Genomic DNA, 22,008 nt, shown 5'->3' on the forward strand with positions numbered 1-22,008 from the left:
ATCGCCTATTCGTATTCGGAATAGGCGCTGCGCACCCACTCGGCCTGTGCTTCCGCCTTGTCCTCGGCGGAAGCCACTGCGGGCGTATCCTGATAGGCCGGCGCGCTGCCATTGCCCACGGCCCACAACACGTTGGCCAGCGAATGCGAAAGAATGGTGCTGGAAACGGTGGGGTTGCCGGGGCCGCGTTTGACGGCCTGCTCCTCCGGTGTGCTCTGCGCGCTGCCGGTTTTTTCGATCTCGCGGATACGTCCCTGATAATTGTATCCGCCGATATTGCTTTCGATCTGCATGTCGGTGATTCCGCGTTCAAAAGTTAACGAAGGGTTAACGGCGGCGACTTGTCTGAAACTTGCGCTTGTTGCGTTGCAGCGACTGTCCCGGCTTGACAGGCGGTGAAGTGGTGCTTCGTTCAGGCGGGGAAGAGGAAGTGATACTCCCTGAGGGCGCGCAACGGAGACGAATAAGATGAAGCGATGCTGACGCTACTACAGGCCTCCTCGCCCCACCCTCCACGTCATCCTCGCCCTTGAGGCGAGGATGACGCGGAGTGCGGGGTGAGGGATGACCAGTTCGGTGTGAGGAGTGAACCTCAAAACTTATCGAACTATGCCGTTTCCTTCTCCACCGGCAAAACCGCCTCCCGCACCTTCGCAGGCTCCTCCACCGTCTCGGTCTTCTGCGGCGCCGGCGTCGCCGCCTCAACCGTGGTGTCCGGTTCCTGCGCAGCCGGGGTCACCATCGCCGCCACCAGCGTGTCGAGACCGATCGAACCGACCGGCTTGCCATCCTCATCAACCACATGCGCCTGAGTCTCGTTGGCCTCCGACATATCGCGGGCAATGGTTTCCAGCGTCGCGTTCTCAGGCACCGACATGCCTTCCGGTTTGCTGTCCAGCGGCTCCATGACCGTGGTGGCCTGCAATACGCGGCCACGATTGACGTCGCGCACAAAGTCGGTGACGTAGCCATCGGCAGGAGAGAGGATGATGCTCTGGCCGTCGCCCTGCTGCACCACTTCGCCGTCCTTCAGAATAGCGATGTGGTCGCCGAGCCGCAAAGCCTCGTCCAGATCGTGGGTAATGAACACCACGGTCTTTTTCAGCTCCTGCTGCAGATCGAGCAGCATGGTCTGCATATCAACGCGGATCAGCGGATCGAGCGCCGAATAGGCCTCGTCCATCAAAAGAATATCGGCGTCATTGGCAAGCGCCCGGGCAAGGCCCACACGCTGCTGCATGCCGCCGGAAAGCTGGTTCGGATAATAATCCTCGTAGCCGGCAAGGCCGACGCGCTCCAGCCAGTAACGGCCCTTTTCCTCGCTCTTGCTGCGCGGCACGCCCTGGATGTCGAGCCCGTAGACGCTGTTTTCCAGCACGGTGCGATGCGGCAAAAGGCCGAATTTCTGGAACACCATCGCCGTCTTGTGACGACGGAACTGCCGCAGCGCCGAGGCGCTCATGCCGCAGATATCCTCGCCGTCATAGAGAACTTCGCCCGCCGTCGGGTCGATCAGCCGGTTGATGTGGCGGATCAGCGTCGACTTGCCGGAGCCGGAAAGGCCCATGACGACGGTGATCTTGCCGCCCGGCATGGTGATGTTGATGTTGTTGAGGCCAAGGACGTGGCTGTGTTTGTCATTCAGCTCCACCTTGTCCATGCCTGCTCGCACCGCTTCGAGGTATTTCTCGGGATGCTTGCCGAAGATCTTGTAAAGATTCTTGATTTCGATGCTTTTAGCCATGGGAGACCTCGCGGTATTTCTGCAGGCGCTTGCCAAAAGCCTGGCTTGCCCGGTCGAACATGATGGCGATGGCGACCAGAGCGAAACCGTTCAGGAAGCCCACCGTGAAGAACTGGTTGTTGATGGCCTGCAGCACGTTCTTGCCAAGCCCGCCGACACCGACCATGGAGGCGACGACGACCATGGCGAGCGCCATCATGATGGTCTGGTTGATGCCGGTCATGATGGTGGGCAGCGCCAGCGGCAGCTGCACGTTGAACAGCTTCTGGCGGTTGGAAGAACCGAAGGCGTCCGCCGCTTCCAGCACCTCGCGGTCCACCAGGCGGATGCCGAGGCTGGTCAGGCGGATGACGGGCGGAATGGCATAGATCACCACTGCGATCAGGCCCGGTACCTTGCCGATGCCGAAAATCACCACCACGGGGATGAGATAAACGAAGCTGGGCAGGGTCTGCATCACGTCGAGCACGGGATTGATGAGGCGTTGCAGGCGTTCGGAACGTCCCATCAGGATGCCGAGCGGCAGGCCGATGACGATGGCGATCAGGGTGGCGATGGCGACGATGGACAGTGTCGTCATGGCATCGCGCCACAGGCCGACCGCGCCGATCATCAACAGGGAGATGGCGGTGCCGCCGGTGATCTTCAGGCTGCGCCCGGCCAGATGCACGATGGCCAGAATGACCAGCATCGTGATGATCCACGGCGTCTGGATGAACAGCCGCTCCGAGGAATTGAGGAACAGCTGCAACGGATGCACGATCACATCGATCGCATCGCCGTAATTGCGCACGATGTCGCGAAAACCATCATCGATGGTCTTGCGTGCCACACGCATCGTGGAGTTGTCGATGGCCGGGAACTTGCAGAGCATGTCCGGCAGGTAATTGCAGAGGGCCATTATTGTTGTTTTCCCTTTGGGGTTTGGGATGGGCGGTTAAGGCTGGAGCGCGGGGCACCCCCCTCTGTCCTGCCGGACATCTCCCCCTCAAGGGGGGAGATCGATCTGCGGCAAGGTCTCGCCCATCTCGATGGTTGCGGATGAAGTGGCGAAATCGCGCCCTGCCGATCTCCCCCCTTGAGGGGGAGATGCCCGGCAGGGCAGAGGGGGGGTAAGCGGCTTGCGCCAACCCCACCCAAAACGATCACATCGAAGCCTTGATCTTCTCCGCCACCTCGGCCGGAACCCACTTTGTCCAGGTTTCCTCATGGTTCTCGAGGAAATATTCCGCGCCATCCTCGTTGGTGCCCTGGTTCTCATCCATCCAGGCGAGGATTTCGGCGACCATCTTGTTGTCCCAGTTGCGGGCCTTGAGATAATCCATCGTCACCCCGGCCTTGCCTTCGAAATCCTTGGTGATGACGGTAAAGACATCGGCCACCGGATAGGCGTTGACCTTGGGATCGGCGCAATCGACCTTGGCCGTGCACTCGTCAAAATGGGCGCGGTCGAGTTCGACGCCGTCATCCAGCTTCACCATCTCGTATTTGCCGAGAATGGCGGTGGGCGACCAGTAATAACCGAGCCAGCCCTGCTTCTTTTCAAACGCATTGGCGATGGAGCCGTCGAGGCCGGCGGCAGAGCCGGTATCGACCAGTGTGAAGCCCTTTTTGTCGCCTTCGCGCGCCTTGTAAAGATTGGTGGTGGTCACCTGGCAGTTCCAGCCGGAGGGGCAATTATGTACGGCGCCCTTGCTGGCATCCTCCGGAGCGGGGAAGAGTTCGGGATGTTTCAGCGCATCCTCGACGGTCTTGATATCTGGGTGTGCATCGGCGATGAATTTCGGGATCCACCAGCCTTCAATACCGCCTTCGGAAAGAATTTTGGACGCTTCGACCATGCGGCCGTCCTTGACGGCGGCGTCGAGCGGTTCGCGCACGGCGTTCACCCACAATTCGGGCGCCATGTCCGGCTGGCCCTTTTCGTTCATGGAGGCGAAGGTCGGCATGGTGTCGCCGCTGACGACGTTGACCGTGCAGTCATAGCCGTTTTCCATGATGAACTTGTCGACGTAAGCCGCGACACCGGCGGATGCCCAGTTCATTTCGGCGATGGTGATGCTGCCGCACTCTTCGGCGGCATTGGCGGAATTTGCTGCACCGGCAGCGATGATAAAGCCCGTTACGAGAATGGTCGAGGCTAGGAGTTTCTTCATGGTGTAAGACCCCCAAGTCTGATGCAGTGTTTTCAATTGGCAAAGCGGGAGCACTGCAAAGCCCGGATTGCCAAGGGCGAACTGACATGGCGCGTGAAAAAGCCGAAAAATTCCGGCGTAAAGAATATCCGCAAGACGTGCTGCGGGAATGCCGCAAGAGGTGCGGCGAAAAGGCGCATGAATATGTCAACGACCGGCATAATACGGCCAAAAAGTGATATTGCAACGCGAAAAGGCGCATTGCAGCCATGCATTCGATTTTCGGAACATTTTCTCATGTCGGGTAATACATGAGCGTTATTTGCTTTTATGTCAGATATATTGTGAGTTACAGTAACAGAAAATAAAAATTCACTAGTGACGAAAGTGGCATTTGTAGAAAAGGCACAGTGGAGATTTTGTGGAAAAAATATTCAAAAAGAGGTTTTTTATAGGTATTTTCGTTCGGGATAGCGTTGGGCGACGGTTTAGTCCGTCGCCCGTTCGGCAGTCAGCGTGTCATGCCGCGTCCTTGCCCGCCACCTTCAGCGCGAAGGCATATTCGAAGGCGATTTCTTCCAGCCGCTGGAAACGGCCGGATTTGCCGCCATGGCCGGCCGCCATGTTGGTCTTGAGCAGGATCGGGGCTTCCCCCGTCGTCTTTTCGCGCAGCTTCGCCACCCATTTGGTCGGTTCCCAATAGGTCACACGCGGGTCGGTGAGGCCGGAAAGCGCAAGGATCGGCGGATAGGGTTTCGCACCGACATTGTCATAGGGGCTGTAGGCGGCGATCCATTGATATTCCTCTGCCGATTCCAGCGGATTGCCCCATTCCGGCCATTCCGGCGGAGTGAGCGGCAGCGTGTCGTCAAGCATGGTGGTCAGCACGTCCACGAAGGGAACGGCGGCGATGATGCCTGCGAATTTTTCCGGCGCCATATTGGCGACAGCCCCCATCAGCATGCCGCCGGCCGAGCCGCCTTCGGCGATGATGCGCTCATAGGAGGTGAAACCTTCCTGAACCAGATGATCGGCAGCGGCAATGAAGTCCTTGAAGGTGTTCTGCTTGTCCTCCATCTTGCCGGTTTCATACCATTCGAAACCCTTGTCCTTGCCGCCGCGGATATGGGCGATGGCATAGATGAAACCACGGTCGGCGAGCGACAGCGTGGTGGTGGAGAAAGAGGCGGGAATGGAGATGCCGTAAGCGCCGTAGCCATAAAGCAGGCAAGGGGCCGAACCGTTAAGCGCTACATCCTTGCGGTAGAGCAGGGAGACCGGCACCAGCTCGCCATCATGGGCGGGCGCCATGATGCGGCGGGTGATGTAATCGTCCGGATTGTGGCCGGAGGGCACTTCCTGCGTCTTCAGAAGCGTGCGCTCGCGCGTCACCATATCGTAATCGAACAGCTGGCTCGGCGTCGTCATCGACGAATAGGAGAAGCGGATGACATCAGTGTCATATTCCGCCGCACCATGCAGGCCGAGGGAATAGGCCTCTTCGGCAAAGGCGATGGAATGTTCCTCGCCGGTGCGGCGGTCGCGGATGACGATGCGCGGCAGGCCGTCGCGGCGTTCCAGCCAGATCAGGTGGCGGGCATAGGCATCGACGGAGAGGATGAGACGGCCCGGCTCATGCGGCACGACTTCTTTCCAGTTTTCCTTGCCCGGCGCGGTCACCGGCGCTTCCACGATGCGGAAATCCTTGGCGTTGCCGTCATTGGTGAGGATGAAGAAGACGTCGCCGCCTTCGCACATCGAATATTCGATGCCCTCTTCGCGCTCCGCTACGATAGCAGGCTCGGCGGTCAGGTCGCTGGTGGAAAGGATGCGATATTCGCTGGTCTCATGGTCGTGAATGTCGATGAAGATGAAATCGTCGAGAACCGACGCGCCGACGCCCATGAAGAAACCGGGATCCTTCTCCTCATAAACCAACCGGTCGGCCGATTGCGGCTCGCCGATGATATGGTGGAACACCTTGGAGGGGCGGTGGTTCTCATCCTGCAGCGTGTAGAAGAAGCTTTTGCCATCGGGCGCCCACGCGCCGCCACCGCCGGTATTTTCCACGACGTCGGCAAGGTCCTCGCCGGTTTCGAGGTTACGGATGCGCAGGGTGAAATATTCCGAGCCCTTGTCGTCATAACCCCAGATGCCGTGACTGTGATCGGAGGACTGGTCGAGGCCGGCAAGACGGAAATAATCCTTGCCCTCGGCCTCCTTGTCACCATCAAGCAGCACATGTTTTTCACCGCCGCCGCGCGGGGTGCGGAAATAATGCGGCTGCTCGCCGCCGGTCACGAACAGCGTGCCATAGGCGTAAGGCCCGTCATTGACCGGCACGGAGGAATCATCCTGCTTGATGCGGCCCTTCATCTCTTCGAACAGCTTTTCCTGAAGCGCCTTGGTGTCACCCATGGCCGCTTCCATATAGGCGTTTTCCGCCTCCAGATGGGCGCGGATCGACGGGTCGAGCAGGGTCGGGTCCTTGAACATGGCCTGCCAGTTATCGGCCCGGAACCATGCGTAATCGTCGGTGCGGGTAATGCCGTGATGCGTGTCCTGAACGGGCCTTTTTTCGGCGGTCGGGGCAGCGGGCAGGTTCTTGAAAATCGGCAATGGAAACTCGCTTTCCTATAAAAATCCATGGGCAATACCAAGGTGTGGCACCAAGATGTAGAGTGCCCCTCCCGGCCGATCAAGTTTCAAATCTCCACAGGCGTAATGCGGCTTGGGCACAATTTGGTCAGCTTTCGATCACATTTTGGCAATATCCGGCAAATCAGCGATGATGCGCGCCGGTCTCCGGCCCGCCGTCTATCGACAAGAACAAACGAAAAAACTGACAGGACCCCATGCGAAAGCTTCTTCCCGCTGCCCTTTCTGCCTTTTTCCTCAGCTTGCAGGCCTTTACTCCCGCTTTTGCAATCGACGCCAGCGTCATGCGGCAGCTGAATGCGCTTGCCCCTGAAGAGCGTCTGGAGCAGCGCTGCGATATCGAGGCGATGGAAAGGATAGCGACGGAGCAGAAGGGCATGCGGCCGGACAAGGTCATCGCCTATACGTTCGGGGATCCGGAAGTCGGCAAGAACTCCATCAAGGCGCCGGGCGCGGTCTTCAGAAGTTCCGGCGAATGGTACAAGCTCAAATACAAATGCCAGCTGAAGAGCGACAGCCTCAGCATCCAGTCCTTCGATTACCGCGTGGGCGACAGGATTCCCGAGGAGCAGTGGAAGAAGTTGTATCTTTATGACTAAGCAAGGATTTTTTCGGTTGTCGGCAGGCGTTTAGCCGCCACTTTTCTTGCCGCTCCGCCGCCGGCTCTGTAACCCTGCCGCCTGATCAAAGCGAGGGAGACGGGCATGGCGATACGATTCAAGGGACTTTCGGCTTTTCCGATCACGCCGGCCGATGAGGCCGGGCGGGTGGACACGCAGGCCTTCTCCGCCCTGATCGAGCGGCTGGATGCGGCGGCGGTCGATTCCGTCGGCATTCTCGGCAGCACCGGCATCTATATGTATCTCACACGGGAAGAGAGACGCCGCGCCATCGAGGCGGCAGCCGCCATCCTCAAGCGCAAGCGCATATTGATGGCCGGTGTCGGCGCCTTGCGCACCGATGAGGCCGTGGCGCTGGCGAAGGATGCGGAAGCGGCCGGTGCCGATGCGCTGCTGCTCGCACCCGTCTCCTACACGCCGCTGACGCAGGAAGAGGCCTATCATCATTTCGCCGCCGTGGCGGGCGCAACGGGCCTGCCGCTCGCCATCTACAACAACCCGACGACGACGCGGTTTTCCTTCAGCGACGAGCTTCTGGTGCGGCTTGCCTATATCCCGAATATCCGCGCCATCAAGATGCCGCTACCGGCCGATTCCGATTATGCGGGTGAGCTTGCGCGGCTGAGGCCGAAGCTGTCGGATAATTTCGCCATTGGTTACAGCGGTGACTGGGGCTGCGCCGAGGCGACACTTGCCGGTGGCGATACCTGGTACAGCGTCGTTGCCGGCCTGCTGCCCGTTCCCGCCCTGCAATTGATGCGGGCGGCTCAGGCCGGCAATGCGGAGGAGGCAAAAAGGCTCGATGCGGCCTTCCAGCCGCTCTGGGCGCTGTTCAAGGAATTCGGCAGCATCCGCGTGGTGTACGCCGCCGCCAACATACTGCAACTGACGGCATGCGAACCGCCCCGGCCGATCCTGCCGCTCACCAGCGCGGAACGCCAGCGGGTGGAAGAGGCGCTTGAAGCCCTGTCCGCGCTGGAAACCGCGCCATAATTCGGGCGCTTTACGGGCGGATTGCCACGGGATTATACGTTATTACACTGCGGAAAACGAAAATGATGCGTCGCTTCCTCCTTGCTGTCTTGTTTGCCTTCGCCGCGTCGGCCGCGCTCGCGGGCACCGGGCTTGTCGAGCCGACGCTGAAGATGACGCCGCAGCATGACGGCAAGGTGCGGGTGGCGATGACGCTTGATGCCTGCATGGGCAAGACCGATCACCGCATCCTCGATACGCTGGTACGCGAGCGCATCCCCGCGACGATCTTCGTCACCGCCCGCTGGCTGAAACACAATGGCGAGGCGCTCGCCGTGCTCATGGCGCATCCGGACCTCTTCGAGATCGAAAACCACGGCGAAAACCATGTGCCGGCGGTGGACAAGCCCGTTTCCATCTATGGCATCGCCGCCGCAGGTTCTGAAATGGCGGTCGAGCAGGAAGTGGAAGGCGGCCGTCAGGCCATCGTCGCCGCCACCGGCCTCCAGCCGCAATGGTTCCGTGGTGCGACGGCGAAATACACCAACACCTCCATGGCCACCATCAACCGGCTCGGCATGCGGGTGGCCGGTTATTCCGTCAATGGCGATGGCGGCTCGCTGCTGGGCGCGGGCGCGACGGCAAAACACATCGCCTCGGCAAAAGACGGCGACGTCATCATCTCCCACATCAACCAGCCCACCCATGAAGCGGGCGAAGGCGTGGTGAAAGGCCTGCTGGCGCTGAAGGCGCGCGGCGTGATTTTCACGAGGCTGGACGACCCGTCCTTCGCTCCGCCGGGGAATTGATCCGCAAGGTCGCCGCCCGTTTCTTCTCCCCGCCGGGGAGAAGAAATGGGCTGCCCCCGCTCACTCCGCTGGCGATGTTTCTCCCGAAGAAACAGGAAACGCCATCCACATCCATGCCCGTTTTTCGGCGGCGCGCCGGAAAAAATTGCGCTAGCATCCTCCCATGATGCTGTTCAAACGCCCCGACACCGAAACCCTGTATTCCGCCCTTGTGAACAAGGATCCCGCCTATGAAGGCGTGGCCTATGTCTGCGTGACCTCGACCAAGATTTTCTGCCGCTTCACCTGCACGGCGCGAAAGCCGAAGATCGAGAATTGCCGGTTCCGCGAGACCATCGCCGAATGCCTGGAGGCGGGTTTCCGCCCCTGCAAGCGCTGCAAGCCGATGCTCGCCTACGGCACCGCCGACGAGACCGTCACCTCGCTTCTGACGGCGCTGGAAAACGAACCGGCGCGGCGCTGGCGAGAGGAGGATGTGGTGGCGCTGGGACACGACCCTTCCACCGTGCGCCGCACCTTCAAGCGTCGTTTCGGCATGAGTTTTCTGGAAATAGCCCGGCTGCGCCGGCTGGGGGATGCGGCGACGAGCCTTGCCTCGGGTGAGGCGGTGATCGGCGCGCAGATCGATGCGGGTTACGAATCCGGCAGCGGCTTTCGCTCGGCGATCAACCAGTTCTTCGGCACGTCGCCCGTCGCCATGAAGGGCAAGGGGTTTTTGAAAGGTGACTGGATCGATACGCCGATCGGCCCGATGCTGGTCATTGCCGACGATCATGCCCTGCATCTGCTCGAATTCGCCGACCGGCCGGCCCTTCCAGCCGAGCTGAAGCGGCTTAAGGCCCGCACCGGCGCGGATATGGTGCTTGGCCGCACCGCGGTGACCGGCCAGATCGCGGCGGAACTCGCCGCCTATTTCGCCGGCAGTTCAGCGGCCTTCGAAACCCGGCTTGCCGGCCACGGCACGCCCTTCGAGCGCGATGTCTGGCAGAACTTGCGGCAAATTCCGGTGGGTGAGATCGTCAGCTATTCCTCGCTCGCAAACACCATGGAAAGACCTTCCGCCGTGCGCGCCGTGGCCCGCGCCAATGGCGCCAACCAGATCGCCATCGTCGTTCCCTGCCACCGGGTGCTGGGAGCGGATGGCAGCCTGACCGGATATGGTGGCGGTCTATGGCGCAAGAAATGGCTGATCGAGCACGAGCGCCGCATGGCGCAGGGGCAGGGGCAGGGGCAGAGGCAGCGAATGTCGCTCGCTTCCTGAGCGGCCTGGCTGTTGGGTTTCGGGAGGTTGTTCATTTAGTTGAGCGGGGTGCGTGGGGCTTTACCCCCCTCTGCCCTGCCGGGCATCTCCCCCTCAAGGGGGGAGATCGATCTGCGGCGATGTTTCGCCTATCTCAACGTTTGAGAATGAAGTGGCGGTAGCGCCTCCTGCCGATCTCCCCCCCCTTGAGGGGGAGATGCCCGGCAGGGCAGAGGGGGGTAAACCCCTCGCGCGCCCTCCGTCGACGGACAATCTAATTACAGTTCAAACCCGGAGTGGTTCGCATTTCCAGCCCGAAAGCCGCCGGTCAATCCGGCAGTTTGGGCACCACCCGGCGTGAGGGGAAGAGTTCCCGCGTCACCGTCATGGCAATCAGCGATAGGGGCAGCGCCAGCATGGCCCCTGCCGCCCCCCACATCCACGTCCAGAAGATGATCATCACGAAGACGAGGAAGGGGTTGATCTCCATGTTGCGGCCCACGACAGCCGGAAAGGCGAGGTTTTCCATCAACAGGTGAATGGTGAAGAATATTGCCGCCGGCAGAAGCGCCAGAACGATGTTGTCATGGGTGATGATACCGGCCACCGTCAGCGAAATCGTCATGGCGGTAATGCCGAGAAACGGCACGAAGCTGGAGAGGAAGGCGAACAGCCCCCAGAGCAGCGGCATGGCCAGCCCGCCAAGATAGGCGATAACCACCATCGTCACGCCAAGCCCGGCATAGATCAGCGCTGCCGTGGCGAAATAGGTGCCGAGCACTTCTTCCACGGAGCCGATGATGCGGATGGTGCGAAGCCGCTGGTGGCGGGCCGGAAAGGCCATGATGATCGCCTTGCGCAGCCGCAGCCGGCTATAAAGGAACATCAGCAGTGCGGCGAGGAAGATCAGCCCCTGAATGACCGCCGGGGTGACGTTGGCGCCGAGCACGGAGATGATCTCGCCGCTGCGCGAAATCAGCGATTCCATCGACATCGATCCCATGCTGAAACTCGCCGCCGAAATATTCAGCCATCTGAGGCTTTGCAGATAGGGCAGGAAACGGTCGATGCTGCGCTCCACCAGCGCCGGCCCTTCCGAAGCGAGCAGGGAAAGCGGCTCGGTCAGTGAATTGACCACAAAGAACATCACCGCCGCCACGAGAGAGGAGAGGATGAGCGCGACGCCGAAGCCGGGAATGCCGTAGGAGCCGAGTTTTTCGGCGGCGATGCCGAGGATCATGCCGACCACGATGGCCATTACCACCGGGATGAGGATGAGCGACAATTCGTGGATGACCGCCATCAGCATGATGAGGAAGATGCCGATCACCGACCATGCGACAACGACATCAAGCGCTTCGCGGCCGAGCGGCTGCTGGCTGCGCGCATCGTCGCGGCGTGAACCGGAGGCAGGGGTTTCCAGCGGATCGGCCCTTGTCGCCGGGGCGGCTGCGTTGCTGGCCACGTGATGGCCGAAAGTGCCGGTTTTGTCCGGTCTGGCATTTTCATTCATTGAACGGTCCCCCAATCAAGGGACAAACGTTCGAAAAATATGGCGGTTCCGGGGCGGCGCAAATTTTTGGCCGCCCCTTTTTTATGTTTATGCGGAAAGCTTTAGTCCGATGCCCCAGGGGTCTTTCAGGACGATGCCATCGCTTTGCCGCTCCGTTGTGATTTCCAGCCGGTCGAGCGCGGCGACAGCCTTGTCGAGTGCTTCAGGCTCGTTGAATTTCAGCGAGTAACCGGAAAGCCCCGTCATATTGTCCTTGCGTGCCGCAGCCCCCCGGCTGTTCCAGATATTGGCGGCCACATGGTGGTGATAGGCCCCGGAGCCGAAGAAGCTCGCGCCCGGATAACGCGCCATGATGTTCAGGCCCAGCACGTCCTGATAAAATTCATCCGCCTGCGGAATATTGCCGACCTGCAGGTGAATATGGCCGATGGCGGTTCCCTCCGCCGCACCTGCGAATGCGGTTTTCGGTGCGCTGTCGTAAAGCGCCTGAAGATTGAGGGCGAGGGTGGCCATCTCCACCGTGCCGTCGGGCTGGTAGGTCCATTCGGACGGTGAACGGTCGCGATAGACCTCGATGCCGTTACCTTCGGGGTCGGCAAGATAGATCGCTTCGCTGACCAGATGGTCGGACGCGCCCTGAAGCTGGACGTTGTTATGCGCGGCATGCGCCAGCCATTGCGCGAGATCATCGCGGCTCGGCATCAGGAAGGCGGTGTGGAACAGGCCGGCGGCATTGCGCGGTGCGCGTTCCACCGTGTTGGAGGTGGAAAGCGTCAAGAGCGGCTGGCCATTCACGCCCAGAACCTCGCGGCTCGGGGTCTTTTCAAGCACCGAAAGGCCGATGATCTTCTGGTAGAAATCCGAAACGCGCGGCAGGTCGTGGACAACGAGATGAGCCTGGCCGACATAGGCCGGTCGCGTCAGGGCGAATTGTTTGATTTCACTCATCATAATCTCCATATTGAATATGACGCACCGGAAAGCGGATCGGCGGTCACCGGCATTGGCCGACGCCGCTTTGCGGCGTTTGTCTGTGGTGAATATGGGCGGATTTCGTCGTTCAGCAAAGGTCGCCGTCTGGCGATTGACCGTCCACTATTCGTTGACAATGCCCTGTTGCGAGACCAGCACAGCCTTGACTTCGATCAAGGCGGATCAAGCGATGGCAGGGAAATATGAGCTTGAGCACGACACGCGAAACGGCGGAATAAGCCAAAGGAGACAGCCATGTACAAGAAGATCATCGTACCGGTAGACCTCAGCGCCACCGACAAGGGGGAAAAGATCCTTGAAAAGGCCAAGGCGCTGCTGGACGCCGATGGCGAGATCGTCCTCATCAACGTGGTTGAGGAACTGCCCGGCTACATGGCGATCGACCTGCCCGTCGATCTTATCGAAAACGCCATCAAGGACGCCAAGACGAAACTTGCGGACCTGAAGGCAAAGTTCGGTTTCAAGGGCAGCCAGGAAATCCGCAGCGGCGCGCCAGCGCGTGAGATCATCGCCGCCGCCGAGCAGCACAAGGCGGACCTGATCATCATCGCCTCGCATACGCCGGATTTCAGCAATTATTTCATCGGCGCCACCGCCGACCGCGTGGTGCGCCACGCCAAATGCTCGGTGCTGGTGGACCGGTAACCGGGCTAAGACGCAAGGGTGCGGGCGAATGGCCGCCCGCATTGGCTGGAGGAAAACACCATGAATGTCGAGAGTTACGAGAAAATCCTGCGCGACCGCCAGCGTGAGCTTTACCGCCGTCTGCACCGGATCGAGGCCGATTTTGAGCAGCCGCGCAATCCCGATGACGAAGAACGCGCCACTGAGCGCAACAATGACGAGGTGCTGGATGAGATGGGGCAGGTTGGGCAGGACGAGCTGCGCGCCATCGACGCGGCGCTCGACCGCATCGCGAGGGGCACCTTCGGCACCTGCGTCAAATGCGGCAAGACGATCTCGGAGGACCGGTTGAAGGCGGTGCCTTACACGCCGTTCTGTCAGGAATGCGCTGCGGCTTTGTAAAACGCCGTTGCAATGAAGGATTGGTTGGTACGACATCACGGCAGATTTCTTCTCCCCGGCGGAGCCCGCGGCCACCGCTCGCTCCAGAGGTGTTCACTGGCGCACGCGAAACGTCACCTCTCCTTTCGCAACAGCCTCGAACGCAATTTGATCGACGTTAACCGGCCGCTGTCTTGTTCCTGTCTAATATTGTCTCCATGCTTTGGTGGAAGCACGCAGACGGGAATGAACTATGAGTGATTTGTGGCGGTTCGGGCGCAAATATGATTTTCACGAGATTGTCGCCGATGGCATCGTTCATGGCGTCGGCATTGTTTTTGCGCTGGTCGGCGCCACGGCGCTGATTTTTTACGCCACCGTCTGGGGTACGCTGAGCGCGATCGCGGCCGCGTGGATTTACGGTCTCGGTCTGGTTGCCTGTCTTTCCGTGTCCTTCACTTACAATATCTGGCCCCATTCCCGGGTAAAATGGTTCCTGCGCCGGCTGGATCATTCGGCGATCTTCATCCTCATCGCCGCCACCTATACGCCCTTCCTGATGCGCGGCATTCACGATCCGCTGATCGCCACCATGCTGGGGCTGATCTGGCTCACCGCGCTCTGCGGTATCCTCCTGAAATGCCTGTTTCCCGGCCGATACGACCGGGTGGCCATTGGTCTTTATCTCGCCATGGGCTGGAGCGGCATCATGGTTGTCGAGCCCCTGTCGTCGCATCTCGCTCCCGTCACGCTCTGGCTGATCGTCGCCGGCGGCGTCATCTATTCGCTTGGCGTGATCTTCCATGTCTGGGAAAAACTGCGCTTCCAGAATGCCATCTGGCACGGTTTTGTCGTTACCGCCGCCGCCATTCATTATTTCGCCGTGGTCACCGCTTTCAGCCTTGTTCCTCTGGCGTCCTGAATAGCCTCCCCATATCGCGCCGGAGACACTGGACAGGCCGCGGCGTCATCGCTTAAGGCTCGTGAGGATCGCGACCGCAACAATGCCGGCGCGTATTCTGCAATGAGCGAGGGCGAAGGATAATGACCGTGGAACTGCGTGACGCGACCGTGGATGATCTCTCCGGCATCATGGAGATTTACAATGATGCGGTCGTGAACACGACGGCGATCTGGAACGACGTACTGGTCGATCTGGAAAACCGCAAGGAGTGGTTCACTGCGCGCAAGGCGCGGGGCTTTCCGGTCATCGTCGCCATCCTCGACAGCAAGGTTGCCGGCTACGCATCCTATGGCGACTGGCGCGCCTTCGACGGCTATCGCCACACCCGCGAACATTCGGTCTATGTGCACAGGCAAGCCCGCGGCCACGGCATCGGCAAGCGGCTGATGCAGGCGCTGATCGACCACGCTTCCGGCAATGACGTGCATGTGCTGATCGCCGCCATCGAAGCGGAAAACACCGCTTCCATCCGCCTGCACGAAAGCCTCGGTTTCAGGGTCGTCGGAAGGTTTTCGGAAGTCGGCACCAAGTTCGGCCGCTGGCTGGATTTGACGTGTATGGAGCTGAAGCTGAGCTAAGAAGTTGAAGGCCACCTGTAGATCGGGCTAGTGCCGCGTTGTTCTTCTCCCCGCCGGGGAGAAGGTCGCGGCAGCGGGATGAGGGGGCGAGCTCTCCGAAATCCGGCAACGTTGCCCCCTCATCCGACCCTTCGGGCCACCTTCTCCCCGGCGGGGAGAAGAAACAACCGGCACCGTTTTTGACCCGCATGCGGTCGACTGAGATATCCTTAATCGCTCAAACCGGCTCGAACACCATCGAATGCCCATTGATACAGTAACGCAGGCCGGTCGGCTTCGGGCCGTCCGGAAAAACGTGGCCGAGATGGCCGCCACAATTGGCGCAGCGGATTTCGGTGCGCACCATGCCGTGGCTGGCGTCGCGCAGTTCGGTCACCGCGTCCGGTTTGATCGGCTCGAAATAGCTTGGCCAGCCACAGCCGGCATCGAACTTGGTGTCGGAGAGGAATAGCGGCTCGTCACAGGCGGCACAGCGGTAGAGGCCTTTTTCGGTGGAGTTCCAATAGGGACCGGTAAAAGGGCGCTCCGTGCCGTGCTCGCGCAGGATGTGATATTGCTCCGGCGTCAGCTGTTCACGCCAGTCGGCATCGCTCTTGTTCACTTTGGGGGGTGTCAGATCGCTCATGGAATGATCCTTTCTGTTCTCGCCACAGATAATCATCGCCGCTTCCGATTGAAAGGGGCGGGCGTCATAACGCGTTCGTTATGAGCCGTAAGTGTCGATTTGGGTTGAGATGGCTTTGTCTATGCCTTAACTGGAAAAATCGATTTGAAAAAGAACGCCATTCATTGGCGCGCAGGGGTGGGGGACACCCCGGGAGATGTGAATGACATCAGATGTCACAGCGCTGACATTCCTGTCGCTGTTTTTGCCGTTTCTGGCAGCACTTGCCGCACCGGTGCTGGTGAAAAGGTTTGGGCACAATGCCGCCTGGGTGCTGGCGCTTGCGCCGGGTCTGGCCTTTGTGCATTTCGCGCTGATGCTGCCCGAGATCGCAGCGGGCGGCGTGATTACCGGCGGTTATGCCTGGGTGCCGAGCTTCAATCTCAGCTTTTCCTGGTTCATCGACGGCCTGTCGCTGACCTTCGCTTTGCTGATCACCGGCATCGGCCTGCTGATCGTGCTTTATGCCGGCGGCTATATGAAAGGTCATCCGCAGCAGGGCCGCTTCCTGTCCTTCCTGCTTTTGTTCATGGGAGCCATGCTGGGCGTCGTCGTTTCCGACAGCCTGCTGATGCTGTTCGTCTTCTGGGAGCTGACCTCCATCACCTCCTTCCTGCTGATCGGCTTCGATCATGAGCGCCCGGCCTCGCGCCGCGCCGCACTGCAGGCGCTGGTGGTGACGGGCGGCGGCGGTCTGCTGCTGCTTGCCGGGCTGATCTTCATCTGGGACATCAGCGGCATGACGCAACTGTCTATGCTGGTGCGCGGCGGCGATATATTGCGCGACAGCCCGTTTTATCTGGCGGCGCTGCTTCTGGTCCTCGGTGGCGCCTTCACCAAATCGGCGCAGTTTCCCTTCCATTTCTGGCTGCCCAACGCCATGGAAGCACCGACACCGGTTTCCGCCTATCTGCATTCGGCAACCATGGTGAAGGCTGGCGTCTATCTGTTGATGCGCCTCAACCCGGTTCTCGGAGACACGGCCGCATGGCAGATCCTGCTGCCCTTCTTCGGCGGGCTGACGATGCTCACCGGCGCGCTGCTGGCTGTGCGCCAGACTGATCTGAAGCTGATGCTCGCCTATACCACGGTGTCGTCGCTCGGCCTTTTGGTGATGCTCACCGGTTTCGGCTCGGACCATGCCATCGAGGCGGCCGTTCTTTATCTCGTGGCGCATTCGCTGTTCAAGGGCGCGCTGTTCATGGTCGCCGGCATCATCGACCACGAGACCGGTACGCGCGATGTCACGAAGCTTGGCGGCTTGCGCAAGGCCATGCCTGTCACCTTTGCGGCGGCGCTGGCGGCGGCGATTTCCATGGCTGGCCTGCCGCCGTTTTTCGGCTTCCTCGCCAAGGAAGAGATTTATTACGCGCTGGCGCATGGCAATCCGCGCGCCGTGCTGTTTACCGGCATCGCCATTCTCGGCAATGCGCTGATGTTCGCGGTTGCCTTCGCAGTGGGGCTGAAGCCCTTCCTCGGCAAGCCGGTGAAAACCCCGAAACACGCGCATGAAGGCCCGCTGCTGCTCTGGCTCGGCCCGGCGCTCCTGGCGCTGAAAGGGCTCACCATCGCGCTTTTTTCCGGCATCGCGCATTTCTACATCTCCATCCCCATGGCAAGCGCCATCGCCGGTGAGCCGCGCCCGGTGGAAATCTCGCTCATTCCCCATATCGGCGTGCCGCTCGGCCTGTCGCTGCTGACGATCGCGCTCGGCATCGTCCTTTATACGCAGCTTGTCCCCCTTCGCAGCCTGGTGGACCGCACGTTCAAGGCGCTGGGAGCCGGGCCGGACAGGGGTTTTGATGTCTTCATCGAAGCCCTGGTGAAAATCTCCTTCCACGTCACACGGCTCATTCAGCCCGGCCGGTTGGAGTTTTACGTCACCGCCACCTTCGCCGTCATCGCCGCCGTGCTGCTTGTACCGCTGTTTCTTTACGGCGAACTTCCGGCGATGCCCTCTTGGCCGCACGATATTCAGATCCATGAACTGACCTTCATCGCCATTGCGGTGGTGGGGCTTGTTGCGGTGCTGACGGCGTCGAGCCGGCTCACCGCCATTATCGCGCTTGGCATTCAGGGCTTTGCGGTAGCGGTCATTTTCCTGCTGTTCGGCGCGCCCGACCTGTCGTTTACGCAATTCATGGTCGAGACCCTGTCGGTGGTCATTCTGACGCTGGTGATGACGCGGCTTCGCCTGTCGCCGTCGGACCATCGCGGTCTTGGCCAGAAGCTCCTGGACAGCACCATCGCCATTGCCTGCGGAACCGGCTTTGCCTTGTTCCTGATGCGGGCGACGCAAGCGAGCTTCGATAACCGCCTTACGGACTTCTACAATACCTATTCCAAGGTCATCGCCCACGGCGCCAATGTCGTGAACGTCATCATCGTCGATTTCCGCGGTACGGATACGCTGGGCGAAATCGCCGTGGTGATGATCACCGGTCTCGCCATCCTTGCGCTCATCCGCATCCGCCCGGCTGCGTCCGTCAAGGGGCCGGTAAAGACCACGAAGAAGAAGGGAGCGCAGGCATGAATACGCTCATTCTGCGCACCGTCGCCCCGGTCATCACCAGCCTCATGGTGCTCTTCTCGATCTTCGTGCTGCTGCGCGGCCATAACGAGCCGGGTGGCGGTTTCATCGGCGGGCTGATCGCCGTTTCGGCGCTGGCGATCTATGGCATCGCTTATGGCGTGGCGGCTGTCAGGCGCGCCATCGTGTTTCATCCGCTCGCGATTGCAGGAGCGGGTCTGCTGATGGCGATGCTGTCCGGCCTCGTTTCGATTGCTGCCGGCGTGCCGTTCATGACCGGGCTTTGGGTCTATCCGAGCCTGTTTAGCGTCGAAGTGCCGCTTTCCACCGTCATGTCCTTTGATATCGGGGTCTATCTCGTTGTGGTCGGCGCCATCACCTCCATTGCCCTGGCACTGGAAGAAAGGGAAAGCGACTGATGGAAGCGGTCTTCTCCATTCTCGTCGGCATCTTCTTTTCGGTGGCGATCTATCTCATGCTTTCGCGACACAGCATCCGCGTGCTGCTCGGCATCGCCATTCTCGGCAATGCCGTAAACCTCCTGTTATTTACGGCGGGCCGGCTGACGCGCGAAGTGCCGCCGATCATCCCGGCCGGCATGGATGCCCTGCCGGCGGGTGCTGCCAATCCGCTGCCGCAGGCGCTGATCCTCACGGCAATCGTGATTTCCTTTTCCTTCTTCTGTTTCCTTCTGGTGCTGACCTGGCGTGCCTTCCAGGAATTGCAGACCGACGATACGGACGAAATGCGCACCGCAGAACCGGCCGGCGAGCCTATGCCGCCGCTCGGTTATTGAGCGGGCGAGGCTGAGACAGACATGGCTTCCTCCACCCCTTCCGCAGTTACCGATCTTTCCGCAGCACTTGTCATGGCACCCGTGCCGCTGTCCGACTGGCTGATCATCCTGCCGGTCGCGCTCTGCATCGGCACCGGCGCGGTGCTGATGATGATGCGCCACGCCATTCGCCACCACGCGGCCGTTGCCGTCGCCGCGCTCTTCCTGCTCGTGCTTCTCGATGCAGCGCTTTTGTGGAAGGTCGCGACGCAGGGCCCGTTCACCATGGTCATGGGCCGCTGGCTGCCGCCTTTCGGGATCGCATTTACCGCCGATCTCACCGGCACGCTGCTGTCGCTCGCGGCTGCCATCGTCGCGCTCGCCGGTGCCATTCATGCCGGCAGCGATATCGACTCAAGCGGCAGACGATACGGGTTTTATCCGTTCCTGATGCTGCTGATGGCCGGTGTCACCGGCGCTTTCCTGACGGGTGATCTGTTCAACCTCTATGTCTGGTTCGAGGTGCTGCTGATCTCGTCCTTCGGCCTGATCGTGCTCGGCTCGACCCGCGAGCAGATCGACGGGGCGCTGAAATATGCCATCCTGAACCTCATCGGCACCACGCTGTTCCTGATCACGGTCGGTTATCTCTATGCCATCTTCGGCACGCTCAACATGGCCGATATCGCGCTGAAGGCGAACGGGTTGCGCGGAACCGCGCCGCTGATGACGCTCGCCAGCCTCTTCGCGCTCGCCTTTGCCATGAAGGCCGCCGCCTTTCCGGTGAATTTCTGGCTGCCCGCTTCCTATCACACGCCACGCATCGTCGTGTCGGCCCTGTTCGGCGGGTTGCTCACCAAGGTCGGCATCTATTCGCTGCTGCGCGTCATGGTCATGCTGTTTCCGGTCGAGAGGGAGGAACTCAGCATCGTCATCGCCGTTTCCGCAGCGCTGACCATGGTTCTGGGCGCGATGGGCGCACTCGCCCAGAACGATATCCGCCGCATGCTCGGTTACATCGTCATTTCAGGCATCGGTTACATGATGGCCGGCATCGCCATCGGCACGCCGTCGGGCGTGTCAGGCGCGATCTTTTACGCGCTGCATTCCATGGTGCTGATGACGGCGCTTTATCTTGCCGCCGGCCATGCCGCCCGTCTCGGTGGCGGCTTCAGCCTGACGGCGCTCAGCGGTCTTTACCGGCAGGCTCCATGGTTTTCGGCGCTGGCGCTGGCGCTGTTTTTCGCCGGCTCCGGCCTGCCGCCGTTTTCCGGCTTCTGGCCGAAGGCGGTGCTGGTCAAATCGGCGATCGATATCGGCGCCTGGTGGCTCGCCGCCGCCATTCTTGTCTCCGGCTTCATCGCCACCATCGCCTTCGGACGGATTTTCCTGCTGTGTTTCTGGCGCCCGGCAACGTTGGCAGGCCAGCCGCCATTGCAGGCACAGTCCTCTCTGGCGGTGCCCTCCGTCGTGCCGCTGCTCGGACTGACCTTGCTGGTGGTATTTTTCGGCCTGTTCCCGGAAAGCCTGCTAAGTCTCAGCCAGCAGGCGGCTGCGGGGCTCGGTGATCCCCAGGCTTATATCCAGTCGGTCTTTCCCGAGGGAGGCAAACCATGAGCCTCTATATCGTCCTGTCGATGTTCCTCGCCATCTGGCTTGCCATAACCGGCAGCGTCACGCCGGCGAATATCGTTTTCGGCGTCATCGTTTCGGCACTGGCGCTCGGGCTTATCCGCCATCAGATACCCAGGGGCAACAATCACTGGCTGCGGCTGACGCGAATACTGTCGCTCGTGCTGCTGTTCTTCAAGGAACTGGCGCTGTCCGCCTGGAAAGTGGCGGTGCTGGTGACGCGGCCGAAACTCGACGTGCAGCCCGGTATCTTCGCCTATCCGCTGACGGTGACGACGGACTTCCAGATCACGCTGCTCGCCAATCTCATCACGCTCACCCCCGGCACGCTGTCGGTTGATGTATCCGAGGACAGGAAAACGCTCTACGTCCACGCAATCGATTGCAGCGATATCGAAGCCGCAAGGAACGACATCCGCAACGGCTTTGAAAAAAAGATCATGGAGGCGTTTCAGAAATGACGCCGGAACAAATAGTTTCATTTGCAACTATACTTGCCTCGGTTGTACTCTCGGCAGCCTTTTTGCTGACAGTATATCGTGTTGTCATCGGGCCGACTCTGCCGGACCGGATCGTCGCACTGGACATGCTGGTCGGCATCGCCATCGGCTTCATTGCGGTCATCGCCATCCGCACCGGCTTCACCCTTTATGTTGATATCGCGATTGCGCTCGGGCTTGTCGGTTTTCTGGCAACGGTGGCCTTTGCCCGGTTCGTGCTGGCGCGCGGCGCAGATGGCGGGCGGAAGTCGAAGGCGGTTCTGGATGGCGGAAGAGCGTCGGAATCCATGGAAAAAAAATCGCAAAATCAAAATCTTGGCAAAAAGCGAAAGGGCGGAAAATGACCGGCTGGCTGGTGGCTATCCTCGTTGCGGCACTGACGGTCTCGGGAGCCGCCTTTTCACTGATCGCCGCAATCGGCCTCAATCGCCTGCCCGATGTCTATACCCGCATGCATGCGGCTTCCAAGGCGGGAACGGTGGGGTCCGGGCTTCTGCTTCTGGCCGTGGGCATTCATTCGATGGACTTGTCGACGCTGGCACGGGCGCTTGCCGGCTTCTTTTTCTTCATTCTGACCGCACCGGTCTCTGCACATCTTCTGGCTATGGCCGCTCACAAGGCAGGTTATCCGCTTCATGTTAAATCGGTAGTTGATGACCTCAAGAAAATTTGAAGT

Annotated in this window: 24 protein-coding genes; 16 read left to right on the plus strand and 8 right to left on the minus strand. The window is 60.5% G+C overall.

Going from position 1 to position 22,008, the window contains the following annotated elements; genetic code table 11:
- Window positions 1-5: 5 nt before the first annotated feature.
- The 5 genes from AKG12_RS02705 to AKG12_RS02725 form a co-directional block, all read right to left on the minus strand.
- Complete coding sequence (locus AKG12_RS02705; protein WP_046798605.1) at window positions 6-293, minus strand: hypothetical protein; 288 nt, start codon at window positions 291-293, stop codon at window positions 6-8.
- 314 nt (window positions 294-607) lie between these two features.
- A complete protein-coding gene (locus tag AKG12_RS02710; RefSeq protein ID WP_052817549.1) occupies window positions 608-1,744 on the minus strand; it encodes a quaternary amine ABC transporter ATP-binding protein in 1,137 nt (378 codons plus the stop codon).
- Entirely contained in the window at window positions 1,737-2,645 is a 909-nt protein-coding gene (locus AKG12_RS02715; RefSeq protein ID WP_052817551.1) for an ABC transporter permease, read from the minus strand. The genes AKG12_RS02710 and AKG12_RS02715 overlap by 8 nt, the downstream gene beginning before the upstream one ends.
- A gap of 244 nt (window positions 2,646-2,889) precedes the next feature.
- Window positions 2,890-3,900, minus strand: coding sequence for an ABC transporter substrate-binding protein (locus AKG12_RS02720; RefSeq protein ID WP_046798608.1), 1,011 nt, complete (start codon window positions 3,898-3,900; stop codon window positions 2,890-2,892).
- Window positions 3,901-4,398: 498 nt separating this feature from the next.
- A complete protein-coding gene (locus AKG12_RS02725; protein ID WP_052817552.1) occupies window positions 4,399-6,498 on the minus strand; it encodes a S9 family peptidase in 2,100 nt (699 codons plus the stop codon).
- Between the two features lie 236 nt (window positions 6,499-6,734).
- Between AKG12_RS02725 and AKG12_RS02730 the strand changes: the two genes are divergently transcribed.
- The 4 genes from AKG12_RS02730 to AKG12_RS02745 all read left to right on the plus strand — a co-directional run bounded on the left by AKG12_RS02730 (window position 6,735) and on the right by AKG12_RS02745 (window position 10,199).
- Window positions 6,735-7,136, plus strand: coding sequence for a DUF930 domain-containing protein (locus tag AKG12_RS02730; RefSeq protein ID WP_046798610.1), 402 nt, complete (start codon window positions 6,735-6,737; stop codon window positions 7,134-7,136).
- 105 nt (window positions 7,137-7,241) lie between these two features.
- Entirely contained in the window at window positions 7,242-8,150 is a 909-nt protein-coding gene (locus AKG12_RS02735) for a dihydrodipicolinate synthase family protein (RefSeq protein ID WP_052817554.1), read from the plus strand.
- Window positions 8,151-8,212: 62 nt separating this feature from the next.
- Window positions 8,213-8,938: a polysaccharide deacetylase family protein gene (locus tag AKG12_RS02740; RefSeq protein WP_052817556.1), complete on the plus strand. Its 726-nt coding sequence runs from the start codon at window positions 8,213-8,215 to the stop codon at window positions 8,936-8,938.
- A 163-nt stretch (window positions 8,939-9,101) separates the two neighbouring features.
- Window positions 9,102-10,199, plus strand: coding sequence for a bifunctional transcriptional activator/DNA repair enzyme AdaA (locus AKG12_RS02745; protein ID WP_052817558.1), 1,098 nt, complete (start codon window positions 9,102-9,104; stop codon window positions 10,197-10,199).
- 307 nt (window positions 10,200-10,506) lie between these two features.
- Here the strand turns inward: AKG12_RS02745 and AKG12_RS02750 are convergent, their stop codons facing one another.
- Both AKG12_RS02750 and AKG12_RS02755 read right to left on the minus strand, forming a co-directional pair.
- Window positions 10,507-11,691, minus strand: a complete 1,185-nt coding sequence (locus AKG12_RS02750; RefSeq protein WP_046798614.1) for an AI-2E family transporter — start codon at window positions 11,689-11,691, stop codon at window positions 10,507-10,509.
- An 87-nt stretch (window positions 11,692-11,778) separates the two neighbouring features.
- Complete coding sequence (locus tag AKG12_RS02755) at window positions 11,779-12,639, minus strand: VOC family protein (RefSeq protein WP_052817560.1); 861 nt, start codon at window positions 12,637-12,639, stop codon at window positions 11,779-11,781.
- Between AKG12_RS02755 and AKG12_RS29105 the strand changes: the two genes are divergently transcribed.
- The 5 genes from AKG12_RS29105 to AKG12_RS02775 all read left to right on the plus strand — a co-directional run bounded on the left by AKG12_RS29105 (window position 12,622) and on the right by AKG12_RS02775 (window position 15,231).
- A complete protein-coding gene (locus AKG12_RS29105) occupies window positions 12,622-12,870 on the plus strand; it encodes a hypothetical protein (RefSeq protein WP_082178664.1) in 249 nt (82 codons plus the stop codon). The genes AKG12_RS02755 and AKG12_RS29105 overlap by 18 nt on opposite strands.
- Before the next feature lie 48 nt (window positions 12,871-12,918).
- A complete protein-coding gene (locus AKG12_RS02760) occupies window positions 12,919-13,329 on the plus strand; it encodes a universal stress protein (RefSeq protein ID WP_046798616.1) in 411 nt (136 codons plus the stop codon).
- Between the two features lie 60 nt (window positions 13,330-13,389).
- A complete protein-coding gene (locus AKG12_RS02765) occupies window positions 13,390-13,710 on the plus strand; it encodes a TraR/DksA family transcriptional regulator (RefSeq protein ID WP_046798617.1) in 321 nt (106 codons plus the stop codon).
- Window positions 13,711-13,942: 232 nt separating this feature from the next.
- Window positions 13,943-14,611, plus strand: coding sequence for a PAQR family membrane homeostasis protein TrhA (gene trhA / locus AKG12_RS02770; protein WP_046798618.1), 669 nt, complete (start codon window positions 13,943-13,945; stop codon window positions 14,609-14,611).
- Window positions 14,612-14,733: 122 nt separating this feature from the next.
- Entirely contained in the window at window positions 14,734-15,231 is a 498-nt protein-coding gene (locus AKG12_RS02775) for a GNAT family N-acetyltransferase (RefSeq protein ID WP_052817562.1), read from the plus strand.
- 217 nt (window positions 15,232-15,448) lie between these two features.
- On the opposite strand, the gene msrB is transcribed toward AKG12_RS02775, so the two are convergent.
- On the minus strand, window positions 15,449-15,856 hold the full coding sequence (msrB, locus tag AKG12_RS02780) for a peptide-methionine (R)-S-oxide reductase MsrB (RefSeq protein WP_046798941.1): 408 nt from the start codon (window positions 15,854-15,856) through the stop codon (window positions 15,449-15,451).
- 202 nt (window positions 15,857-16,058) lie between these two features.
- Here msrB and AKG12_RS02785 point away from each other — a divergent pair, with 202 nt between their 5' ends.
- Genes AKG12_RS02785 through mnhG form a run of 7 tightly spaced genes read left to right on the plus strand, consistent with a single transcriptional unit; the run spans window position 16,059 to window position 22,005 of the window.
- Window positions 16,059-18,428, plus strand: a complete 2,370-nt coding sequence (locus tag AKG12_RS02785; RefSeq protein ID WP_052817564.1) for a putative monovalent cation/H+ antiporter subunit A — start codon at window positions 16,059-16,061, stop codon at window positions 18,426-18,428.
- A complete protein-coding gene (locus AKG12_RS02790) occupies window positions 18,425-18,844 on the plus strand; it encodes a Na+/H+ antiporter subunit B (protein WP_052817566.1) in 420 nt (139 codons plus the stop codon). Before AKG12_RS02785 ends, AKG12_RS02790 begins: the two co-directional genes overlap by 4 nt.
- Window positions 18,844-19,221, plus strand: a complete 378-nt coding sequence (locus tag AKG12_RS02795; protein ID WP_046798622.1) for a Na+/H+ antiporter subunit C — start codon at window positions 18,844-18,846, stop codon at window positions 19,219-19,221. The genes AKG12_RS02790 and AKG12_RS02795 overlap by 1 nt, the downstream gene beginning before the upstream one ends.
- Window positions 19,222-19,242: 21 nt before the next feature.
- A complete protein-coding gene (locus AKG12_RS02800; RefSeq protein ID WP_046798623.1) occupies window positions 19,243-20,817 on the plus strand; it encodes a Na+/H+ antiporter subunit D in 1,575 nt (524 codons plus the stop codon).
- A complete protein-coding gene (locus AKG12_RS02805) occupies window positions 20,814-21,293 on the plus strand; it encodes a Na+/H+ antiporter subunit E (RefSeq protein ID WP_046798624.1) in 480 nt (159 codons plus the stop codon). Before AKG12_RS02800 ends, AKG12_RS02805 begins: the two co-directional genes overlap by 4 nt.
- On the plus strand, window positions 21,290-21,676 hold the full coding sequence (locus AKG12_RS02810) for a cation:proton antiporter (protein WP_052817568.1): 387 nt from the start codon (window positions 21,290-21,292) through the stop codon (window positions 21,674-21,676). The genes AKG12_RS02805 and AKG12_RS02810 overlap by 4 nt, the downstream gene beginning before the upstream one ends.
- On the plus strand, window positions 21,673-22,005 hold the full coding sequence (gene mnhG / locus AKG12_RS02815) for a monovalent cation/H(+) antiporter subunit G (protein ID WP_046798626.1): 333 nt from the start codon (window positions 21,673-21,675) through the stop codon (window positions 22,003-22,005). The genes AKG12_RS02810 and mnhG overlap by 4 nt, the downstream gene beginning before the upstream one ends.
- The last annotated feature ends 3 nt before the right edge of the window (window positions 22,006-22,008 follow it).

The organism is Agrobacterium sp. SUL3 (assembly GCF_001263295.1).
GTDB lineage: Bacteria > Pseudomonadota > Alphaproteobacteria > Rhizobiales > Rhizobiaceae > Agrobacterium > Agrobacterium tomkonis.